We start from the raw sequence: 16,382 nt of genomic DNA, 5'->3' as shown, positions 1-16,382 counted from the left end.
TTAGAGGATATATACCTGTTTAAAGCTGTCTGAAAGTAATATATTTTTTACCTTTCAAACATTTGTGATATCTGCTGAGCAGCACCACCTTCCCCAATGACCGTGACAATGTCATCATACTCAAGAACTATGTTGCCGTTAGCAATAAAGGACTGCTCGCCTCTCCTAACCATGAGCAGAAGACTATTTTCAGGAAGCTTTAGTTCTTTTATAGACTTGCCGGAAACTTTTGGATTGCTTACGCGCACTTCAAGAATATCAGCACCTTCTCCCACTTCACACATGGAAAACATGTGAGGTCTTCCTACCATATTATCCAGTACAAGGGCAGTTGTCATAGCAGGACTCATTGAGCGTATACCGAGATCCCAGAAGGCGTGGAGATTTTCTATATTGTTGACCCTTGCAACAATTTGATCTTCCTTAAAACCAAACTTGGTTTTTGCAATCTGAGCCACAAGAAGGTTTGTATTATCCTGATCTGTCGTAGCAACAACATATTTGGCATTTTCGATGCCTGCTTCTTTCAGGACTTTAACATCCTCAGCATCACCATGAATTGCCCTGATATCAGATTTTATCAATTTTGAACAGTTTTCCTCAGAGGAGTCTACAACAATAACATTCTCCCCTCTTTTCTCAAACCTCTCAGCAAGGATTGCTCCTACTTCTCCTCCACCTATGACAAGTATTTCCATTGGGATCACTCCTAAAAATTTAGCTACTCTTTTAGATAAAAATCCAGTTGTTACAACTGTAATTATAACAGCTAAAAATACAAGCCCTACCAGGAATTCGCCGCCAATAATACCCATATTATTGAGCTTTATCGTAAAATAAGTAGCTATAGAAGCCGGGACAATACCTCTTGGGCCAGTAAATGAAATGAACAATTTATCGTTCAGAGACAATTTTGATTTAAAAGTAGAAATGAATACAGCTATTGGGCGGATGAAAAACATTAGAAGGAACACAATAGCAAAACCTTTGAAACCAATATTAGCCACATCTTCAAATCTCAACATTGATGCCAGTATCAAAAAAATGAAAGACAATAAAATGATAACAATATCTGCTTTAAACTCTTTTATTACAGGTTTATTAGGAACATTAGAACTTCCCACATATATACCAAAAATAGCTACTGCCATAATGCCTGATTCGTTGCCGAAAATTTCTGCGATTACAAAAGTTGCAAGTACCATTGTTATGGTAACGATCCTGGTCGTTTGATCACTGATAAGAGATTCCATTGACAAAAATCTACTTAGAAGGAAACCACTGGAAACTCCAAATAAAACACCTATAAAAATTCTGAAAATGATGAAGGAAACTACTTCAAAACCCGACAACTGGGAAACAATCCATTCAAAAATAAGTGCTGCAAGTATAACGCTACCTGCATCATTTAAAACACCCTCTAATTCAAGAACCTTACTAACTTTGTGGTTAGGACGAACCTGTTTGACCATAGGGGTTATAACAGTAGGACCTGTCGCTGAGATTAAAGCACCAAAAAGGGCTGCTAATGCAAGTGGAACACCTAACAATACGTGCGTGACAAAAGTCGTCAAAATAAATGTAATCAATACTCCTACAGATATAAGTCGTAAAACACTTTGCTGGACTGTCCTGATATGCCTCAAATCAATGTGCAACCCGCCATCAAAAACAATTATAGCCACAGAAAGTGATACAATAACTGTTAGGCCATCACCAAAAACATTTGGATCCAGCATGTTCAATATTTCTGGGCCGGCAATAATTCCTTCTAGAAGGAGAAATACAATAATCGGGATATGAAATGATTTACTTAAGGTATAAGCCATCAAACTCAATAAAAGCAAAAGAACAATTATTTCCATAAAATATAATGATGTAACCATTGTTTCATCCATACCCTGTAAAAAAGAGATTATGCTTGATGTTGGCCGAATTCCCTGTGATATTCACAAATAAACTATTCCTTGAAATAGGTTTCTTAAATATTGCTTGTTTAGAGCTTTTTTCTTATCCAATAAGTCAAGCCTTCTCTAGATATAGGTTTAGCTGTCCTCACAATTAGCACTGGACTGGCAGAATGTTTGGTTATCTTTTGAGACAATTTTCCAAGTAACGAAACCTTGAATCGTTGACCTGAATCTCCAATTATTAATAAATCTCCATTATTTCCAAATTCCAATATGCCATCAGCAATTGAAAATCGTTCTATGAATTCATACGTGACAAAAACCCTGTCATCATCTCCGATTATCTTGTTGAGATCTGCAATTAATTTGCTTTTGTCAATGGGTTCCTTCTCTGGGTGGGCGATATTGACAACTTGAATTGAAGCTCCTGTACTTATAGCCAGCTTTTTGGCTAAATAAACACCATAACTAGAATTGTCTTTGCCATCATAGGTTACCACAATTCTCTTTATCTTCTCAGGAAGATAACCTTTCAAAAGGATAATATGACTTTTTGAGAATGAAAGTACTTCATTTGTCACATCTCCAAGAGAATAACTGAATCTATTATGTCCATGCCATCCCATGACGATAATATCCACATTTTCCATATTAGCCTGCTCAACTATTGAATTTGAAACACTGTGATCAAAGGCAATAATAAATTCTCTTTTGTGACCAGAAAGAGCAGGGAACTGCTCAAACTCTTCCTGCAATAGATGCTTTATTTCTTTACCACGTTTATGATATGCTTCTTGAGCTGCATTCAAGCTTGTCTGCTGTGGAACCTTTGCTACGTGAAGACCAATTATATCATCCCCAAGCCAATCTGCCAAATTTAAAAGGTCCCTTTCATGTCGAGGATTAGAAATTGGAACTAAAACTTTTATCATAGATTCGGGAATAATGGAAGGAGCTGAAACCCGGTCTTCCAGCATGTCGAACAAACTGTATCCAGGAGCTGCGGTCCCTTTACAATAAAATGTATACCAAAATAATCCTACAAATACAACAAATAAAACAAAAAACAGAGGCAACAACCCAAGTAAAGGCAAGAGGATTAAGCTGCCAAAAATACCAAAAATCTGTGTTAGAGGGAAAAAAGGGTCCCTGAAAGCAGGCTCATATCCTTCCAAGTGTCTTTTTCTCAGGATAATCACTGATATATTAATCAAAACAAATATCAATATATTAAAAGTACTTCCAAGTTTTGCAAGCTGCTCTACATCAAATAACAACAAGAGAAGAATCATTACTACTCCAGTGGTCAAAATCGCACGAGAGGGAGTCTCAAATTTTTTGTGAATTGCCATGAACCATTGAGGTACTAATGAATCTCTACCCATTGCAAAGGGAAATCTTGAAGATGACAATATAGCAGCATTTGCTGTCGAAAGTGTAGCAAGAATACCAGCAATTCCAATAGCCACCTTCCCAAGATTACCAGCCATCAAATCAGCTACATCGACAAGGGGTGTGTTTGTGTTTACTGATTCTTCTAGGTTCAAAGTCCCATTGATAACAACCATAACACCAACATAAATCAGGGTTACAACCGCCACTGATGAAATAAATGCCCTTGGAAGATTTTTGGAAGGGTTTTTCACCTCTTCGGAAATTGCCGCAAGTTGAGTTATGCCTAAAAATGATATGAAAATAAGCCCCGTGGTAGCAAGAATAGAGCTGTAGCCAAAGGGAACTACAGGAGTGAATTTTTCCATATCAAGTATAAAAATGCCTTTGATGATAAATAAGCCAAGTATTAGCAATAAAAAAACAACGATAATATTCTGTAATGTGCCACTGCTCTTGGCACCCCTGTAATTGATAAAAAGAAGAATTAAACCCGTTGCAACTGCTACAAAATAGATCGGAAGGTTATAAAATACCTGAAAATAATCGGCAAGACCAATTAGAGCAAACGAACCTTTAAACATTAAAGCTAACCAGGCCCCAAAACCAACAACTACACCAAATCCAGCTCCCATTGCTCTACTAATAAAATGATAACTGCCTCCGGCCCGGGGCATGCCGGTTGCAAGTTCAGCCATGCTTATAGCTGTAGCCATTGAAATAACTCCGCCTAACAAAAAAGAGATTATTGCAGCAGGTCCGGCATTAGCTGTCGCAATTGCAGGAAGGATAAAAATTCCTGCACCAATCATGGTTCCAGTCCCTATTGCAAATGTAGCAAAAAAACCAAGACTGCGCCCCAATCTCTCTTTGGTCTCAATTGTAGCCATTATATCCTCATTAAAACAAGATGTAGCGCATTTTTAACTGTTTATAAAATATTAATTTTCAGAATTGCAACAAAGAAATCTGTAGACTTATAGTGAATCCCCTACAAACCAAGATTATAACCAATACTAAAAAGGGTTTTAATTATAAAATAGTTATGAAATATATATAACAAAAAGTCAACAACTATTTTTCAAAAAAAGAAAAGTGATGCCTGCTAAAAAGCAGGCAAGTGAAATTAGGTTTACTGGGTAGTTTCCCTGAATTTCTGGCAGCTGTTGATTTCGATGTCAAGAACTTTCTCGATGTTCATCTTGGCAGCGATACCCTTTGCACAGCCTGGGACAGAGGTAATGATACCAATGTCGAGTTCTTCACGAACTTCTCTCATGACGTGCTCGTTGGCAAGATCTGCTACGTCAACACCGATCTTCTTAGAAACGTAATCCTTAGCTTCGCCAATGCGCATGCTGCTGTCGAACTGCATCCTGGCAACAAGGTCACCAGCTGCGCGCATACCGGTAAGACCGGATGCCATGATGTGTGCAATCGGCATACCGAGTGGGTCGCCGACTCCGATCTATATACCGTCAACGCCGGCAATCTCTACCATTGCCTTGCTTGCACGGGTTACTGCATCGATTGGTGGAGTCTCATACATTGGGATACCACCGACACCCATACCCATATCAACGTGACATGGAATGTTGGCTGCCTCGACTGCTGCTTTTGTAAAGGTTACTGCACGTGCAAGGTTCCATGCGGCGGATTTGCTTGTGTTGGTGTTGCAGACAGGACCGAACACGTTTGCACCAGCTTCTTCTGCGAGTGGGACCTGCTCATGTGGCCAGAGACCTGCAAGAACATTACCTTCGTATTCGAGTTCTCCGTGCATACCAAGGGTACATTCACCAGCCATACCGGCTTCGATGTAGATACCAGGGAATTCTTCCCTGAGTGCCTTGATTGCGTAGAGGGATGCGTAGAAGTCACCATCACCAGCTGCGCCGATTGTGTCAAAGTTGACACCGTCACAACCAACAGCCTGGAGACGCTGCATGACCCATGTGATGTCACGGGTTGCATGGTCGCCTGCTTTCTCGATGGATTCACGGGCTTCTGCTATTTTGAATGCTTTCATGAGGTCGCCTGGGTTCTCGAAAGGACCATCAGGGGTGTAGTAAAGACCAAGGTTTGGCATTGCACCGTAGAGCAGAGGAATTACCATGTTCATCTGGCAAACTTCCATTGTCTGCTGTTCCTGTGCAATAACAGGTTTGACGGGTTTGTAACTGTAGTCAATGTGACCAAGTTCCATTGTGTCTGCACCAAAGGCTCTCTCGTGCATCTGACAGCCGACAAGACGGCTGGATGGGATACCAACACCACTGTTACCCTGGTCACCATCAATCCTGATGGAACCAATGTCGTGGGTCATTGGAACTTCTTTGCCTGGCTCGACACCTACAATCCTGTTAGGGTTGATAATAATGGACAGCATCTTGTCCATTTCGTCATCGGTAAGTGCTGGAACTTCTGCAAGGTCTGCTGCGTCAGCGCTACCTTCCTGGATGTCAGCGAGGATGTCTTCCTTTGTCATGAAGATCTTTTCACCGTCACCCATCCTGAGCATGTATTCTGTTGCCATTTCAAATCACCTATTAAAAGGATTAGAGCAATTCTTTAGCTTTGTTGACAGCTTCGGTTGCATTTTCTGCATAGCAGTCAGCACCGATCTTCTTTGCCCATGCGTTGGTTGCTGGTGCGCCACCGACCATGACCTTGACATTGTCACGCATACCTGCTTCCTTAAGAGCCTCGATAACTTCTTTCTGGCCCTGAAGGGTGGTGGTCATAAGTGCAGAAATACCGACCATGTTAGCGTTAACTTCCTTTGCCTTGTCAATGAAATCTTTGACAGGAGCGTCACGACCAATGTCGTGGACTTCAAAGCCTGCAGCCTGAAGCATTGTTGATACGATAGATTTTCCGATGTCGTGAACGTCACCTTCGACGGTACCGTTGACGATTACACCAAGCTTCTCACTACCGGAAGATTCTCCCATTTCATCCTGAAGTTCGTCGACACCAGCCTGCATGGCTTCTGCAGCCATCATGACGTGTGGAAGGAATAATTTACCCCTCTCAAAAAGTGTACCAACTTCGTTCATACCAGCAGCCAGACCGTTCTCAATGATGTCTGGTGCAGCGATAGTACCGCGTGCTTTTGCAACAGCTGCTAAAACAGCGTCCTTTTTGCAGCTGACGATTGCATCAGCCAATTCTTTGTATAATTCTTCGTTTGCCGTAGTTACAACCTCCTTTTCAAGAATGTTGATTCTATAGGGAAACTATAGAAAAAATGTAATTAAATGATGGATATTGATGGCAACATCCACCATCAGTATCCATTAAAGCCTCTAATCTCTATATATATTTTGTCGTTACTTTAGAATTGAGACACGAAAGAACGTGCCTGCCAGAGCGCAAGTAATCCCAAAATAATTACTGCGATCATCCAAGTATATTCTGCTGCAGGGAAAGGAGCAGCGTACAGATCATACACGCCTTCTCCATAGTATGCATTGTTCAAAGTTGCAATATCAGTTATCATTCCCATACTTCATACCTCCATCAGACATACTCCAGACATGCATCGGATGCACGAGTCTTTCCAAAGTCTGTTATCACGTATTTATGCAAAAGGAAACCTTTCTTGTATCCCCCTTCTTCGTCAACTTTGGTTTCAACTGATTTCAGCATGCCACCGGAAGCCAGCTCAAGGATATCAAAGTTGATGGAATCCCTCTGGAAATTGCCCTGCATATTGTATTCGTCCTGAATGGTCTTTACAATCTCGCTGTGCCAATGTTCCTGTTCATCAAGGAACAATTGAAGGATCCTGAACTTTATTGGTTGATCTCCAGCCATTTTAGTCACCTCTCAGAGATTCGATTTCACCGGCTTCTTCAAAGAACATGATGAAACTACCGGTAATACAAAGAGCTGCTCCTACCCAGATCGTCCACTCCGGTACACTGCCGAAGAAGAGGTAGATAAAGATAACAGCACAAAGACCATACAGATTTGCTACACCCTGTCCACGTCCTACACCAATCAGTGGGAAAGACTTGTACCAGGAAACGTAACAGAAACCGAATGTGATACCTGCGAAAGCAAGAACCAGAATTGCCATTGGGTTAAGCGCTTCGATTGCATAGGAGAACATAGGGATACCCATAGCCACAACAACGATTGGTATGAGAATTACCCAGTAGATAAGGTTCTCACCAAGGAACCTGAGTGTAATACCCACGTCAGGCTCTGCAATATCCAAACCCTTACCTGCAATTGCACCTTCAACACCCCAGCCAACAGCAGCCATAAGACCACCGATATATCCTACCCAGGCAATACTGCCTGCGCTAAGTTCTGTGAGTGCGCCACCTACGAAGATGGTAATACCACCAATCATGATGACGAAGATACCGACTGCTGCCCTCTTGGTAATTTTCTCACCATACCAGAGATATGCGAGAATAGAACCAGTTACAGGGTACAACAATGCTGCGACTGCTCCAAAAGCAGGACCTACAAAGCCGATCGCAATAAATGAACCCAGAATTGCAATAGGACCACCAAAGATAGATGCTGCAAAGAACCATTTGCTGCATGGGTGGAAGGCCTTAAGGGTTCTCTTCATTTCGCCGAATTTACCAAGCACACCGTTCCAGACAAGCAATGCAAGGATAACGGTCAATGCATTGAAAGCTGAAATCAATAAAGCTGTTACTACTGTAGCTGCACTTGCACCATTTGATGCATCAATGTTTACCCACATTGAGTCAAAAGGTGGGAGTGCCCAAATGATTGTACCTGGGATATACCAGAGACCCCAAAGTACTGCACAGAAGAAAGCCCACATATAACCTTTGTTAACTTTCCTCTTAAGTTCTAATTTTCTTAATTCCTGAACATCCAAAGAATATTCCTCCTCCAGTTCATTTCCTCAATTTACAAGAATTTATAGTTGAAACAAATACAATTTGTTTTTAGAGATGTTGTATAGATATTAGAGGCGTATATAAACCATCATTTCGGGTTGTAACAACAACCAGCTGAAATAATGAAATGGGAGATGTATCCCTGAGGATACATCCCTGTAAGACAAACTTATTCGAGAGCTGCCTTACATTTGACGATTACATCTGCGGAGTTCTCACCGTAGATGTCTGCGCCGATCTTGTCTGCCCAGTCCTGGGTGACAGGTGCACCGCCGACCATGGTCATGACCTTGTCGCGTACGCCAGCTTCCTTGAGCTGTTCTTCGACCTGGGTCTGGAGAACCATTGTGGTGGTCATGAGTGCAGAGGAACCGACAATGTCAGCACCGTCTTTAGCAGCCTGTACATAGTCTGCAATAGCGACGTCCCTTCCGAGGTCGACAACTTTGAAACCTGCGATCTTGAGCATGGTTGCAACGATGTCCTTACCGATGGTGTGAATGTCACCTTCGATTGTACCGATTGCGATTGTGCCCTTGTTTTCGGTTTCTGCTGCTGCTTTCTCGAGTTCAGGGGTGAGTACTTCGACACCTGCGCTCATTGCTTCGGATGCGGCGATAACGTGTGGCAGGAAGAGTGTGCCCTGCTCAAACTGGTCACCGATTTCGTTCATACCTGCAGTGTAACCATCCTGAATGAGTGATACAGGATCAAGACCTGCGGAAATGCATTCTTCTGCGACTTCAACAACTGCTTCGTCGTCGAAATCCATAACTGCGGCTTTTCCTTTCTCGTTTAATTCTTCTTGAGTAACCATTTTTAGAACTCCTGAAATATTGTAATTACATTGAAGCCCTGACTTCTTCGTCAGCTCTGTCTACGACAGCCTTCATGTCCTTGAGGATGTCAGCATCGATTGGCTTGACTTCGTGGTTCTTGAATACGTCAACAACAACTTCGTGTGCAGCTGTTGCGATGTCCTTGGAACCTGCAGCTTCCCAGTCACCGAACATCATTCTGTCGATGAGCTTTGGATCGGATACAACACCGATGTATTCCCTGGTCTGCTTGTGTGCAAGGAAGTTGTTTCCAATACCTACTTTCTGGATGGACTCGACACCAAGGGTGAGATCGTTGACAGGGATACCGCGCATTGCGGACTTTGTCATCTCAATGATATCGTTGTCAATTACCAACTGTTCAAGTGAGAAGGTCATACCGAGCTCGAGCATACCTGCACCGTACAGGGAGTTACATCCTGCAAATGCTGGAAGGAGTGTGGTCATTGTCTTCTCGTGGCCAGCCTGTCCGTCTGGGACCTTGGCATCTGCCTATGAACCTGCTACGAATGATGGAAGACCGTAGAACTGTGCGAGTTTACCGACTGCTGCACTGATCAAACCAAGTTCTGGTGCACCGACTGGAGCAGTACCCCTCTTCAGGTCGAAGGTTGTGGTTGAGCTACCATAGAGTACTTTTGTACCTGGTACGGTGAGCTGTGCGAGTACGATACCTGCGAGTACTTCTGCGTTGTGTGTAACGAGGGTACCTGCACGGAATACAGGTGATGAACCACCGGACATTGCCATACTCAGGACGTTTACTGGGATACCAAAGCGTGCACCCTTAATGATGACCTGACATGCGTTGACACTGAGTTCAAGTGGGCTGGTTGGGCAGAGAAGGATAGACATGGTTGGTCTCTTCTGTGCCATTTCTTCGTCGCCACCATAGTAAGCTACGATAAGGTCTCTGTAGTACTGGACACTTTCCTCGACAGGGTCGATGTGGTGGAAGTGTTTGGTTGTGTTCATCATAGGTGTGAGTGTTTCGTGAACATCCTGTGCACCCTTGCCTGCCCAGTCCCTTGCGGAAACTGCGAGGGAGTAGTAGTCAATATTGTCTGCCCAGTCACAGAGTTTTGCGGTTGCTGCAACATCTTCTTCAACTGAATCTACGGTCTTGAATACGCCAGGTGCCTCATAGTTGCACATCTTGACACCAGTACCGAAACAGGTCCAGTTTACTTTTCCTTTGTGGGACTGTTTTACATCCTGCTTCTTGTCACGTGCGTGGAGATAGAAGCTTGATGGGCAGTCACGAAGAGCCCTGTTTACAAGGTATTCAGGGATTTTGACAACCTGTGTTTTCTCATCAACGTCACAGCCAGCATCCTTGAAGATCTGCCTTGCTTCTGCGTCGGAAACCTGCATACCTGGGTTCTGGAAGACCTCCATTGTGGCGTAGTGTATTGCTCTTAAATCGTCCTGTGAGAACAAGTTAAGCTCGACACCGTCCAGAGGACTCTGTCCTGGATAGTAGTGTTCTTTCATTTTCCTTTCACTCCTAATTTTTAGTGTGTAACAAAGGGGAACCATATTCGCATGATTCGGGGGCCATACCATGTAGGAAACCGCCCGGACATGCTGGCAATTTGCAACAGGCCGACAATGAAATATTTGGCCCATATACAGACTTACAACCTCCTCATAAGTGTAACAAACTTGAAATTGCCAAACTTGTAAAGTTGTAAGTTCCACCTTTATTGCAAGCTATCAATAGCCTGTTTTAGTTACCACTATATATATTTGTCGAACTTGCGGTATCCGCATTTCAAGTAGAAATTAACACAAAAAGGACATTTATTGCAAGTTCATTTCACATCTGCTCACAAATATATGCAATAAACAAATTCATTTGTGATTCCGAATGCTTTTTGCCGTAGTCACTGCGGAGAAAAGCAACATCAATAGACGAATGAACAGGTTAGATTATAAAGAGATAAACATAGATCAAGGTAAATTGTTCACTTTTTTTTATGTCACACATGTACAAAACAAAATCAGGAAATGAAGGCAAAATACATACATCGTAAAAAACATGACTGATATTGTCAATTAAAAGATTCCAAAAAATCGCCCAATTGCAAAAACCTTAAATAATATATGTCCGGTCAATTGCCGCTCCCAGAAGAACCGGCGCACCGGAGAATAAAAAACCAATCCCGTTGGAAATCTCCACCCCAATGAGAAGGAGAAATCCAAAGGGATAAAAATTGTAAATTCAAAAGTCGTTACTTAAGACTGATCTTCACGTAGTGGATTGCATTAACAGGACAAATCGCAACGCACCTGTGACAACTGGTTCCAAGACACCTTTCACTGTTATAATTGGCATACCTGACACCATCCTTTTCCACAATCTTAATGGCATCTTCCGGACATTCTGCCTCACATTTGTGGCACAAAATACAGTCCGGTGCCTTTTCCTCAATGGTAATACCAATGTCATCAAGGATTTTGAGACCGTCTTTACCAACATCATCAATATCCTTTGAAACACGCTTTTCAATAACCACAGCTTCACATATCTCCGGAAGTGTTGGAAGATTATACATTTCAAGCATCTGGTTATACGTTTCCATAGGCATGCCCTGCGTCCAGTAGGAGAGTTCACACAGGTAGAATTTGGAAAAGACATCACTGGTTGCCATCATAAGGTGATCAGCTGTTATCTGATGAGCTATCTCTATTACTTCATCAAGCTTTGATTCATCAAGAACAAGCTCCCTTGCAAGGGAGAGAGAAGTATTTCCGAATTGCACGATATTCTTAGCAAAATTCGGACAGGACCCCAGCTTTCTTGCCTTGTCGGCATCCACATAAGCCCCGGTAGCCCCTGACATATACATATACTCAAGATCCTTATAGGGAACTCCTGCTTCAACGAGAAGTGTCAGATGAGCTGCCCGTATTGCACCAATAGCTTTTCCAGCCTCTTCAATATCTTTTGTTGTTATTTCAACACCCTTTGCAAGAATCAGCTTACCATCCGGAAGTTCAGGAATTTTCCCAAAACAGCAGGAAACACCGCTGCATACACCATACTTGATTGCAACAGCCAAAGCAGAAACCACTCCGGTACCGGTAACACCTTTTGCCACCAGATCTGATTCCTCTATGATTTCACCAGAGATAGGATCTATGAGGTGAGCTCTCCGGGGAACCATATCATCATCGAGAATAGTTATTCTCCAATAGTCACCTTCGACATTGACATCTGAAATTGCACCAGGGCTGGCAAGCATACCAGAACTTATACCCTGACCTTCAATAGCAGGACCAGCAGCAGCACTTCCAGTTATAATTTTGCCACCTATTTTCAAAGCCATTTCTGCATTGGTACCGTAATCAGTTACCATTGCAGGAGCATCCTGATCTATGAAATCAGTCTTTATCATCATAGCAAGAGCATCTGCCCCGATTTCGTGTTTAATTGCAGGAGGAACAGTAATAGTACAGTTTGGAAGATCGATTGTATCCTTGAAAAGCTCATTTGCTTCGAAAACCCTGGCATCGCGGGTAACGTTATGAACACCAAGTTTCTTCTGTTTGCTTTCACCTGCATAGGCAAGATCCCGGATCTCAATATTCTGGAATAGTGAAAGCTGGATTGGATTACCACAAACAGCAAGTCTTTCGATTTCAGCATTGTCAATATTAAAGAGTTCAATAATTTCCTTTACGGTATCAAGAATAATCTGATGCGCAATTTCAGGCCCTACCTGAATAGCAAAATCCAGATGATCCATGACGTTTCCGCCAGGAAGAGGATGCCGCATAGTAATAGCTGTCTTTATCGTTTCCTTGGACTCAAGATCAATCAATTGGGCCCTGAATCCACTTGTACCCAAATCAAGAGCAATTCCATACAATTAAAGTCACCTCACTTAAGCACTAGGCTTTATTCGAATCCTAATAACAATAAAATGTCCTAAATAGATATAAGGTTTTGTGTACAGAGCGCAAAACCGCCGCCCTGCATTTCATTTTTGAAATTAAGTATCATTTATGATATCAAAACCGAGCAGGAAAGTCCCTGATCCACATTCATTTGACTGACAGATACGTTCTTTAAGGAATTCATCTGTAGGAGGAGAGGGCGATGCCAGATGGGCACTGGAAATCTCAGGGAGACACTCCACTTCAGTACACTTCTTCGGCGGCAGAACCACAACCAGAGGTTCACATTTTCCACCCATTGAAGAGAGAGCACATTTATTGTAGATTACAATATTACCCATGACAAGAGCGTCATTTGATTCTGCATATTCTTTGAGCTTATCTTCATCATCAGTATCTTCACCAACAACTTCCCCGTCCTGCATGAGAATTACATTAGGTGCCGGAGGCCATTCGTAATCCATGTCAGTGGTAAATACCAGCAGGACATCAGACTTGAGTACCTCTTTTACTCCTTTGTTATCTCCCCTTCCAAGGCCCATCAAAGTCATTTCATCAGCCTTGGCTTCCATTTCACTAATGGTACGTCTGTCTTCATCCGATAAAACTTCACAATGCCCAATGCCTTTTATCTTGGATAATTCTTCAATTACTTGATTAATGATATTCTCTTTTTCCAAATTAATCCCTCATCCTTGTTTTTGATGGTTGCCAGTAATCATGTTCAGAATATAAAGGAACTATTTTCCCTCAATATTTAAGAATATCGAAATGCACGGGCAATAATTGGTTGTGCAGGCGCTTAACAAAACCGTTATATAGTTTCTCGGGAAATCTAGGTATTAAGAAAACAGGAAGGATATTCATGGTAGATATAAAAGTAAATTCAAACATATGTGGCTATAAGCATAAGATACATGGCGAAAAAAAAGGAAAAGAGATTTCAATTGATATTAAAACCGGATGCAACAAAATTGCGGAGATATCCCATCTGGATGTTCCCATGATGCAGATATTTGACATCCGAGATAATTATGTTACTGGAAAAGCGCATGATGCAAAGGCTTGTGGATCCTGCATTGTTCCAAGTGGGATTCTTCATGCATGCAGCATAGAAGCAGGTTTCATCTCAGATACGCTGGCAAAAAAATCCGGAAATGTAAGTATTGAATTTCCAGATTCTGAAGAGTCCTGAATGTCTAATTCAGGGATTTTCATTTTTTAACCATCATATTGGTAGCGCCGAAATAGCAAACAAATCCGGCAAATCTATTTATCCGGACTGCCTGTAAAATAAATAAAAGATAAAGAGTTGTTTTGATGCAGATTATACCATATGCACCCATAGAAAGAGTCATCAGGAAAGCAGGCGCAGACAGGGTCAGTGAAAGTGCCGGGGAAGCCCTTGCCGAAATACTGGAAGAGCAGGGCATGAAGATTTCAAAAGAGGCAATCAAGCTGGCAAACCATGCCGGAAGAAAGACCGTGAAGGCAGAAGACATCCTGCTGGCTTATGAAATGATGCAATCGCACGATTAAGCCAAGCTCAGATTCCTGCAATACTTATACCTGCTACTGTCAGTGAAGTTACAATAATTCCTGCGATGAGAACACCAAGGAAAATAGCTGGCAGTGCCCATTTAAAGCGAATACCGAATACAAATGCAGCCGCACAACCGGTCCATGCCCCGGTTACCGGCAGAGGAACTGCCACAAAAAGTGTCAGTGCCAGAATCCCAAATTTTTCAAATCTGTCGGTGTGATTTTTTCTCGTCCTGTTGAAGAGCCAGTCAAAAAACATGTCCATATACTTAAACCGCCTCAGGTAGTTTGAAACCGGTTCAAGAAAAAGCAAAAGAGGGATAACGGGAAGCATATTCCCGATTACCGCAAGAACGTATGCATCAAAAGGTTCAATCCCGTAAACACCGATTGCAAGAGGGATAGCACCCCTGAGTTCTGAAATCGGCAGGGCTGCCAAAAAAATTGTTGAAATCCATGGCGGTACGGAAGAAAGAAAATCAACCAGTGATTCTTCAATGGCCATAAAGAAAATTACTCCGCATTCGAATATGAAAGTCGTGCAAGAAGCGCATCAAGCTGTATTCGCTCATCCGCACCCTCGGTCAGCCGGAAGTCAGTTTCACCAAGAGTATCCATTATATGAACGAGTTTTTTGGACGGAATATCCATTTCAATGAGTGATCTGTAGACCTGCCCAACAACATCCTCTCCTGAAAGACCTCTTTCCACCATAAGTTTATCCAGCATTTTTCGGGCCTGAAGGAAGTTCCCTGAAAGGGCAGTTTCAAGAAGTTCAACTATCTCCTCGGGATGAGCGGTAGCAGTTATCCTGTAAATGCCATCGGAATGTATGACAGTATCAAACATTGAAGCAGCCTGAAGAGCATTAATGGCTTTTCTCATATCCCCACCTGAAACATACATTATTGCTTCAAGACCATCTTCTGCAATATCCAGCCCCTCCTGTTTGGCAATATATATGCACCTCTCGCGGACAGCATCGCCGGAAAGTGGACGGAACCTGTAAACAGCACACCTAGATTGTATCGGTTCAATTATGCGGGAAGAATAGTTGCATGAGAGAATAAACCTGCAGTTGCTTGTGTATCGCTCCATCGTCCTGCGAAGAGCAGACTGTGCATCTGATGTTAACGCATCAGCTTCATCAAGGAAAATGATCTTAAAATCCGCACCTCCTATAGGAGAGGTTTTTGCGAAGTTCTTGATTTTGGTTCGCACCACATCAATACCACGCTCATCTGATGCATTTAATTCCGTGAAATTTTCATTCCAGTCCTCACCAAAAAGTTCCTTTGCGATAGAAACGGCGGTTGCGGTTTTTCCTACTCCGGGAGGACCTGAAAACAAAAGATGGGGGAGATTCTGAGTTGATACATAGGACTTTAATCTTTCAATTGCTTCGGTTTGCCCCACAACATCGGCAAGTTTTTGAGGACGGTATTTTTCGATCCAGATCTCTTCTTTTATAGAAACTCCTCCCGCAGAATATGAAAGAGATGAACTGATAATGTCAATATGGTTTTTAAGCCTTATGAAAAAAGGAAGTAATCAGGATTCCTGATATACTTCTTTGTAGGCAATCTTGCCGGATATCGGAAGCCTGAATTTAGAACCTCTCCATGCCATGACAATCAGTACAAGGTAGAGGAACATCGAAAAGAACCCGAGGAAATCGGCAAACAGCCACCCTACAAAGGGAACCCATCCAACTGCATAGACTATGAGAGTCAGTGGAAGGAAGGTGAGAATGGACTGCATTGCATGGAACTGGACAAAGCGATTATTCTTTTCAATTAAAAGGAAAAGAATTCCTGTAATCCAGAAACCTACATAGCAAAGTACTGCTACCAGATTTTCGTTTAAACCAAGGGATGTTTGATAATTTTGCTGTTCCATTACAA

At 42.3% G+C, this 16,382-nt stretch carries 14 protein-coding genes and 2 pseudogenes; 2 read left to right on the top strand and 14 right to left on the bottom strand.

The genetic code is table 11. The features are described 5' to 3' along the window. Positions 1 to 47: 47 nt before the first annotated feature. The 11 genes and pseudogenes from J2755_RS09055 to J2755_RS09005 all read right to left on the bottom strand — a co-directional run bounded on the left by J2755_RS09055 (position 48) and on the right by J2755_RS09005 (position 13,616). The gene (locus J2755_RS09055; protein WP_394357567.1) at positions 48 to 1,829 is read right to left on the bottom strand and encodes a cation:proton antiporter domain-containing protein; all 1,782 of its coding nucleotides are present in this window, start codon (positions 1,827 to 1,829) and stop codon (positions 48 to 50) included. Between the two features lie 167 nt (positions 1,830 to 1,996). Continuing rightward, positions 1,997 to 4,192, bottom strand: a complete 2,196-nt coding sequence (locus J2755_RS09050; protein WP_209682265.1) for an amino acid permease — start codon at positions 4,190 to 4,192, stop codon at positions 1,997 to 1,999. A 242-nt stretch (positions 4,193 to 4,434) separates the two neighbouring features. Beyond that, a pseudogene (gene mtbB, locus J2755_RS09045) lies at positions 4,435 to 5,838 on the bottom strand ([dimethylamine--corrinoid protein] Co-methyltransferase). Positions 5,839 to 5,860: 22 nt separating this feature from the next. Further along, complete coding sequence (mtbC, locus tag J2755_RS09040) at positions 5,861 to 6,472, bottom strand: dimethylamine corrinoid protein MtbC (RefSeq protein ID WP_209682262.1); 612 nt, start codon at positions 6,470 to 6,472, stop codon at positions 5,861 to 5,863. Between the two features lie 167 nt (positions 6,473 to 6,639). After that, positions 6,640 to 6,810: a hypothetical protein gene (locus J2755_RS09035; RefSeq protein WP_209683431.1), complete on the bottom strand. Its 171-nt coding sequence runs from the start codon at positions 6,808 to 6,810 to the stop codon at positions 6,640 to 6,642. A 14-nt stretch (positions 6,811 to 6,824) separates the two neighbouring features. After that, positions 6,825 to 7,121 carry a hypothetical protein gene (locus tag J2755_RS09030; RefSeq protein ID WP_209682259.1) on the bottom strand — a complete coding sequence of 99 codons (297 nt, stop codon included), beginning with the start codon at positions 7,119 to 7,121 and terminating at the stop codon, positions 6,825 to 6,827. Position 7,122: 1 nt separating this feature from the next. Next, positions 7,123 to 8,172, bottom strand: coding sequence for a DMT family transporter (locus tag J2755_RS09025; RefSeq protein ID WP_209682257.1), 1,050 nt, complete (start codon positions 8,170 to 8,172; stop codon positions 7,123 to 7,125). Between the two features lie 191 nt (positions 8,173 to 8,363). Beyond that, entirely contained in the window at positions 8,364 to 9,011 is a 648-nt protein-coding gene (locus J2755_RS09020; RefSeq protein ID WP_209682252.1) for a cobalamin B12-binding domain-containing protein, read from the bottom strand. A 25-nt stretch (positions 9,012 to 9,036) separates the two neighbouring features. Next, positions 9,037 to 10,527: pseudogene (gene mttB, locus J2755_RS09015) on the bottom strand ([trimethylamine--corrinoid protein] Co-methyltransferase). Positions 10,528 to 11,267: 740 nt separating this feature from the next. After that, a complete protein-coding gene (locus J2755_RS09010) occupies positions 11,268 to 12,908 on the bottom strand; it encodes a methylamine methyltransferase corrinoid protein reductive activase (RefSeq protein WP_209682247.1) in 1,641 nt (546 codons plus the stop codon). A 123-nt stretch (positions 12,909 to 13,031) separates the two neighbouring features. Continuing rightward, entirely contained in the window at positions 13,032 to 13,616 is a 585-nt protein-coding gene (locus J2755_RS09005) for a hypothetical protein (protein ID WP_209682245.1), read from the bottom strand. 185 nt (positions 13,617 to 13,801) lie between these two features. Between J2755_RS09005 and J2755_RS09000 the strand changes: the two genes are divergently transcribed. Both J2755_RS09000 and J2755_RS08995 read left to right on the top strand, forming a co-directional pair. After that, positions 13,802 to 14,131 (top strand): DUF6951 family protein, encoded by a 330-nt coding sequence (locus J2755_RS09000; protein ID WP_209682243.1) that lies wholly within the window; start codon positions 13,802 to 13,804, stop codon positions 14,129 to 14,131. Between the two features lie 125 nt (positions 14,132 to 14,256). Further along, positions 14,257 to 14,475, top strand: coding sequence for a histone family protein (locus J2755_RS08995; RefSeq protein WP_209682240.1), 219 nt, complete (start codon positions 14,257 to 14,259; stop codon positions 14,473 to 14,475). A gap of 7 nt (positions 14,476 to 14,482) precedes the next feature. Here the strand turns inward: J2755_RS08995 and J2755_RS08990 are convergent, their stop codons facing one another. The 3 genes from J2755_RS08990 to J2755_RS08980 form a co-directional block, all read right to left on the bottom strand. Further along, positions 14,483 to 14,983 (bottom strand): COG2426 family protein, encoded by a 501-nt coding sequence (locus J2755_RS08990; RefSeq protein ID WP_209682238.1) that lies wholly within the window; start codon positions 14,981 to 14,983, stop codon positions 14,483 to 14,485. An 8-nt stretch (positions 14,984 to 14,991) separates the two neighbouring features. After that, positions 14,992 to 15,948, bottom strand: a complete 957-nt coding sequence (locus J2755_RS08985; protein WP_209683333.1) for a replication factor C small subunit — start codon at positions 15,946 to 15,948, stop codon at positions 14,992 to 14,994. 81 nt (positions 15,949 to 16,029) lie between these two features. Continuing rightward, positions 16,030 to 16,377: a DUF4870 domain-containing protein gene (locus tag J2755_RS08980; protein WP_209682234.1), complete on the bottom strand. Its 348-nt coding sequence runs from the start codon at positions 16,375 to 16,377 to the stop codon at positions 16,030 to 16,032. Positions 16,378 to 16,382: the final 5 nt, after the last annotated feature.

Source organism: Methanohalophilus levihalophilus, assembly GCF_017874375.1.
In the GTDB taxonomy this organism is placed as follows: Archaea; Halobacteriota; Methanosarcinia; order Methanosarcinales; family Methanosarcinaceae; genus Methanohalophilus; species Methanohalophilus levihalophilus.
This window is presented reverse-complemented; position numbering and strand designations above follow the sequence as displayed.

What these genes read in the sequence shown, in the direction of transcription:
- J2755_RS09055 (WP_394357567.1), bottom strand. Translation starts at nt 1,829, where the DNA reads ATGGCTTATACCTTAAGTAAATCATTTCATATCCCGATTATTGTATTT.
- J2755_RS09050 (WP_209682265.1), bottom strand. Translation starts at nt 4,192, where the DNA reads ATGGCTACAATTGAGACCAAAGAGAGATTGGGGCGCAGTCTTGGTTTT.
- J2755_RS09035 (WP_209683431.1), bottom strand. Translation starts at nt 6,810, where the DNA reads ATGGGAATGATAACTGATATTGCAACTTTGAACAATGCATACTATGGA.
- J2755_RS09030 (WP_209682259.1), bottom strand. Translation starts at nt 7,121, where the DNA reads ATGGCTGGAGATCAACCAATAAAGTTCAGGATCCTTCAATTGTTCCTT.
- J2755_RS09020 (WP_209682252.1), bottom strand. Translation starts at nt 9,011, where the DNA reads ATGGTTACTCAAGAAGAATTAAACGAGAAAGGAAAAGCCGCAGTTATG.
- J2755_RS09000 (WP_209682243.1), top strand. Translation starts at nt 13,802, where the DNA reads ATGGTAGATATAAAAGTAAATTCAAACATATGTGGCTATAAGCATAAG.
- J2755_RS08995 (WP_209682240.1), top strand. Translation starts at nt 14,257, where the DNA reads ATGCAGATTATACCATATGCACCCATAGAAAGAGTCATCAGGAAAGCA.
- J2755_RS08990 (WP_209682238.1), bottom strand. Translation starts at nt 14,983, where the DNA reads ATGGCCATTGAAGAATCACTGGTTGATTTTCTTTCTTCCGTACCGCCA.
- J2755_RS08980 (WP_209682234.1), bottom strand. Translation starts at nt 16,377, where the DNA reads ATGGAACAGCAAAATTATCAAACATCCCTTGGTTTAAACGAAAATCTG.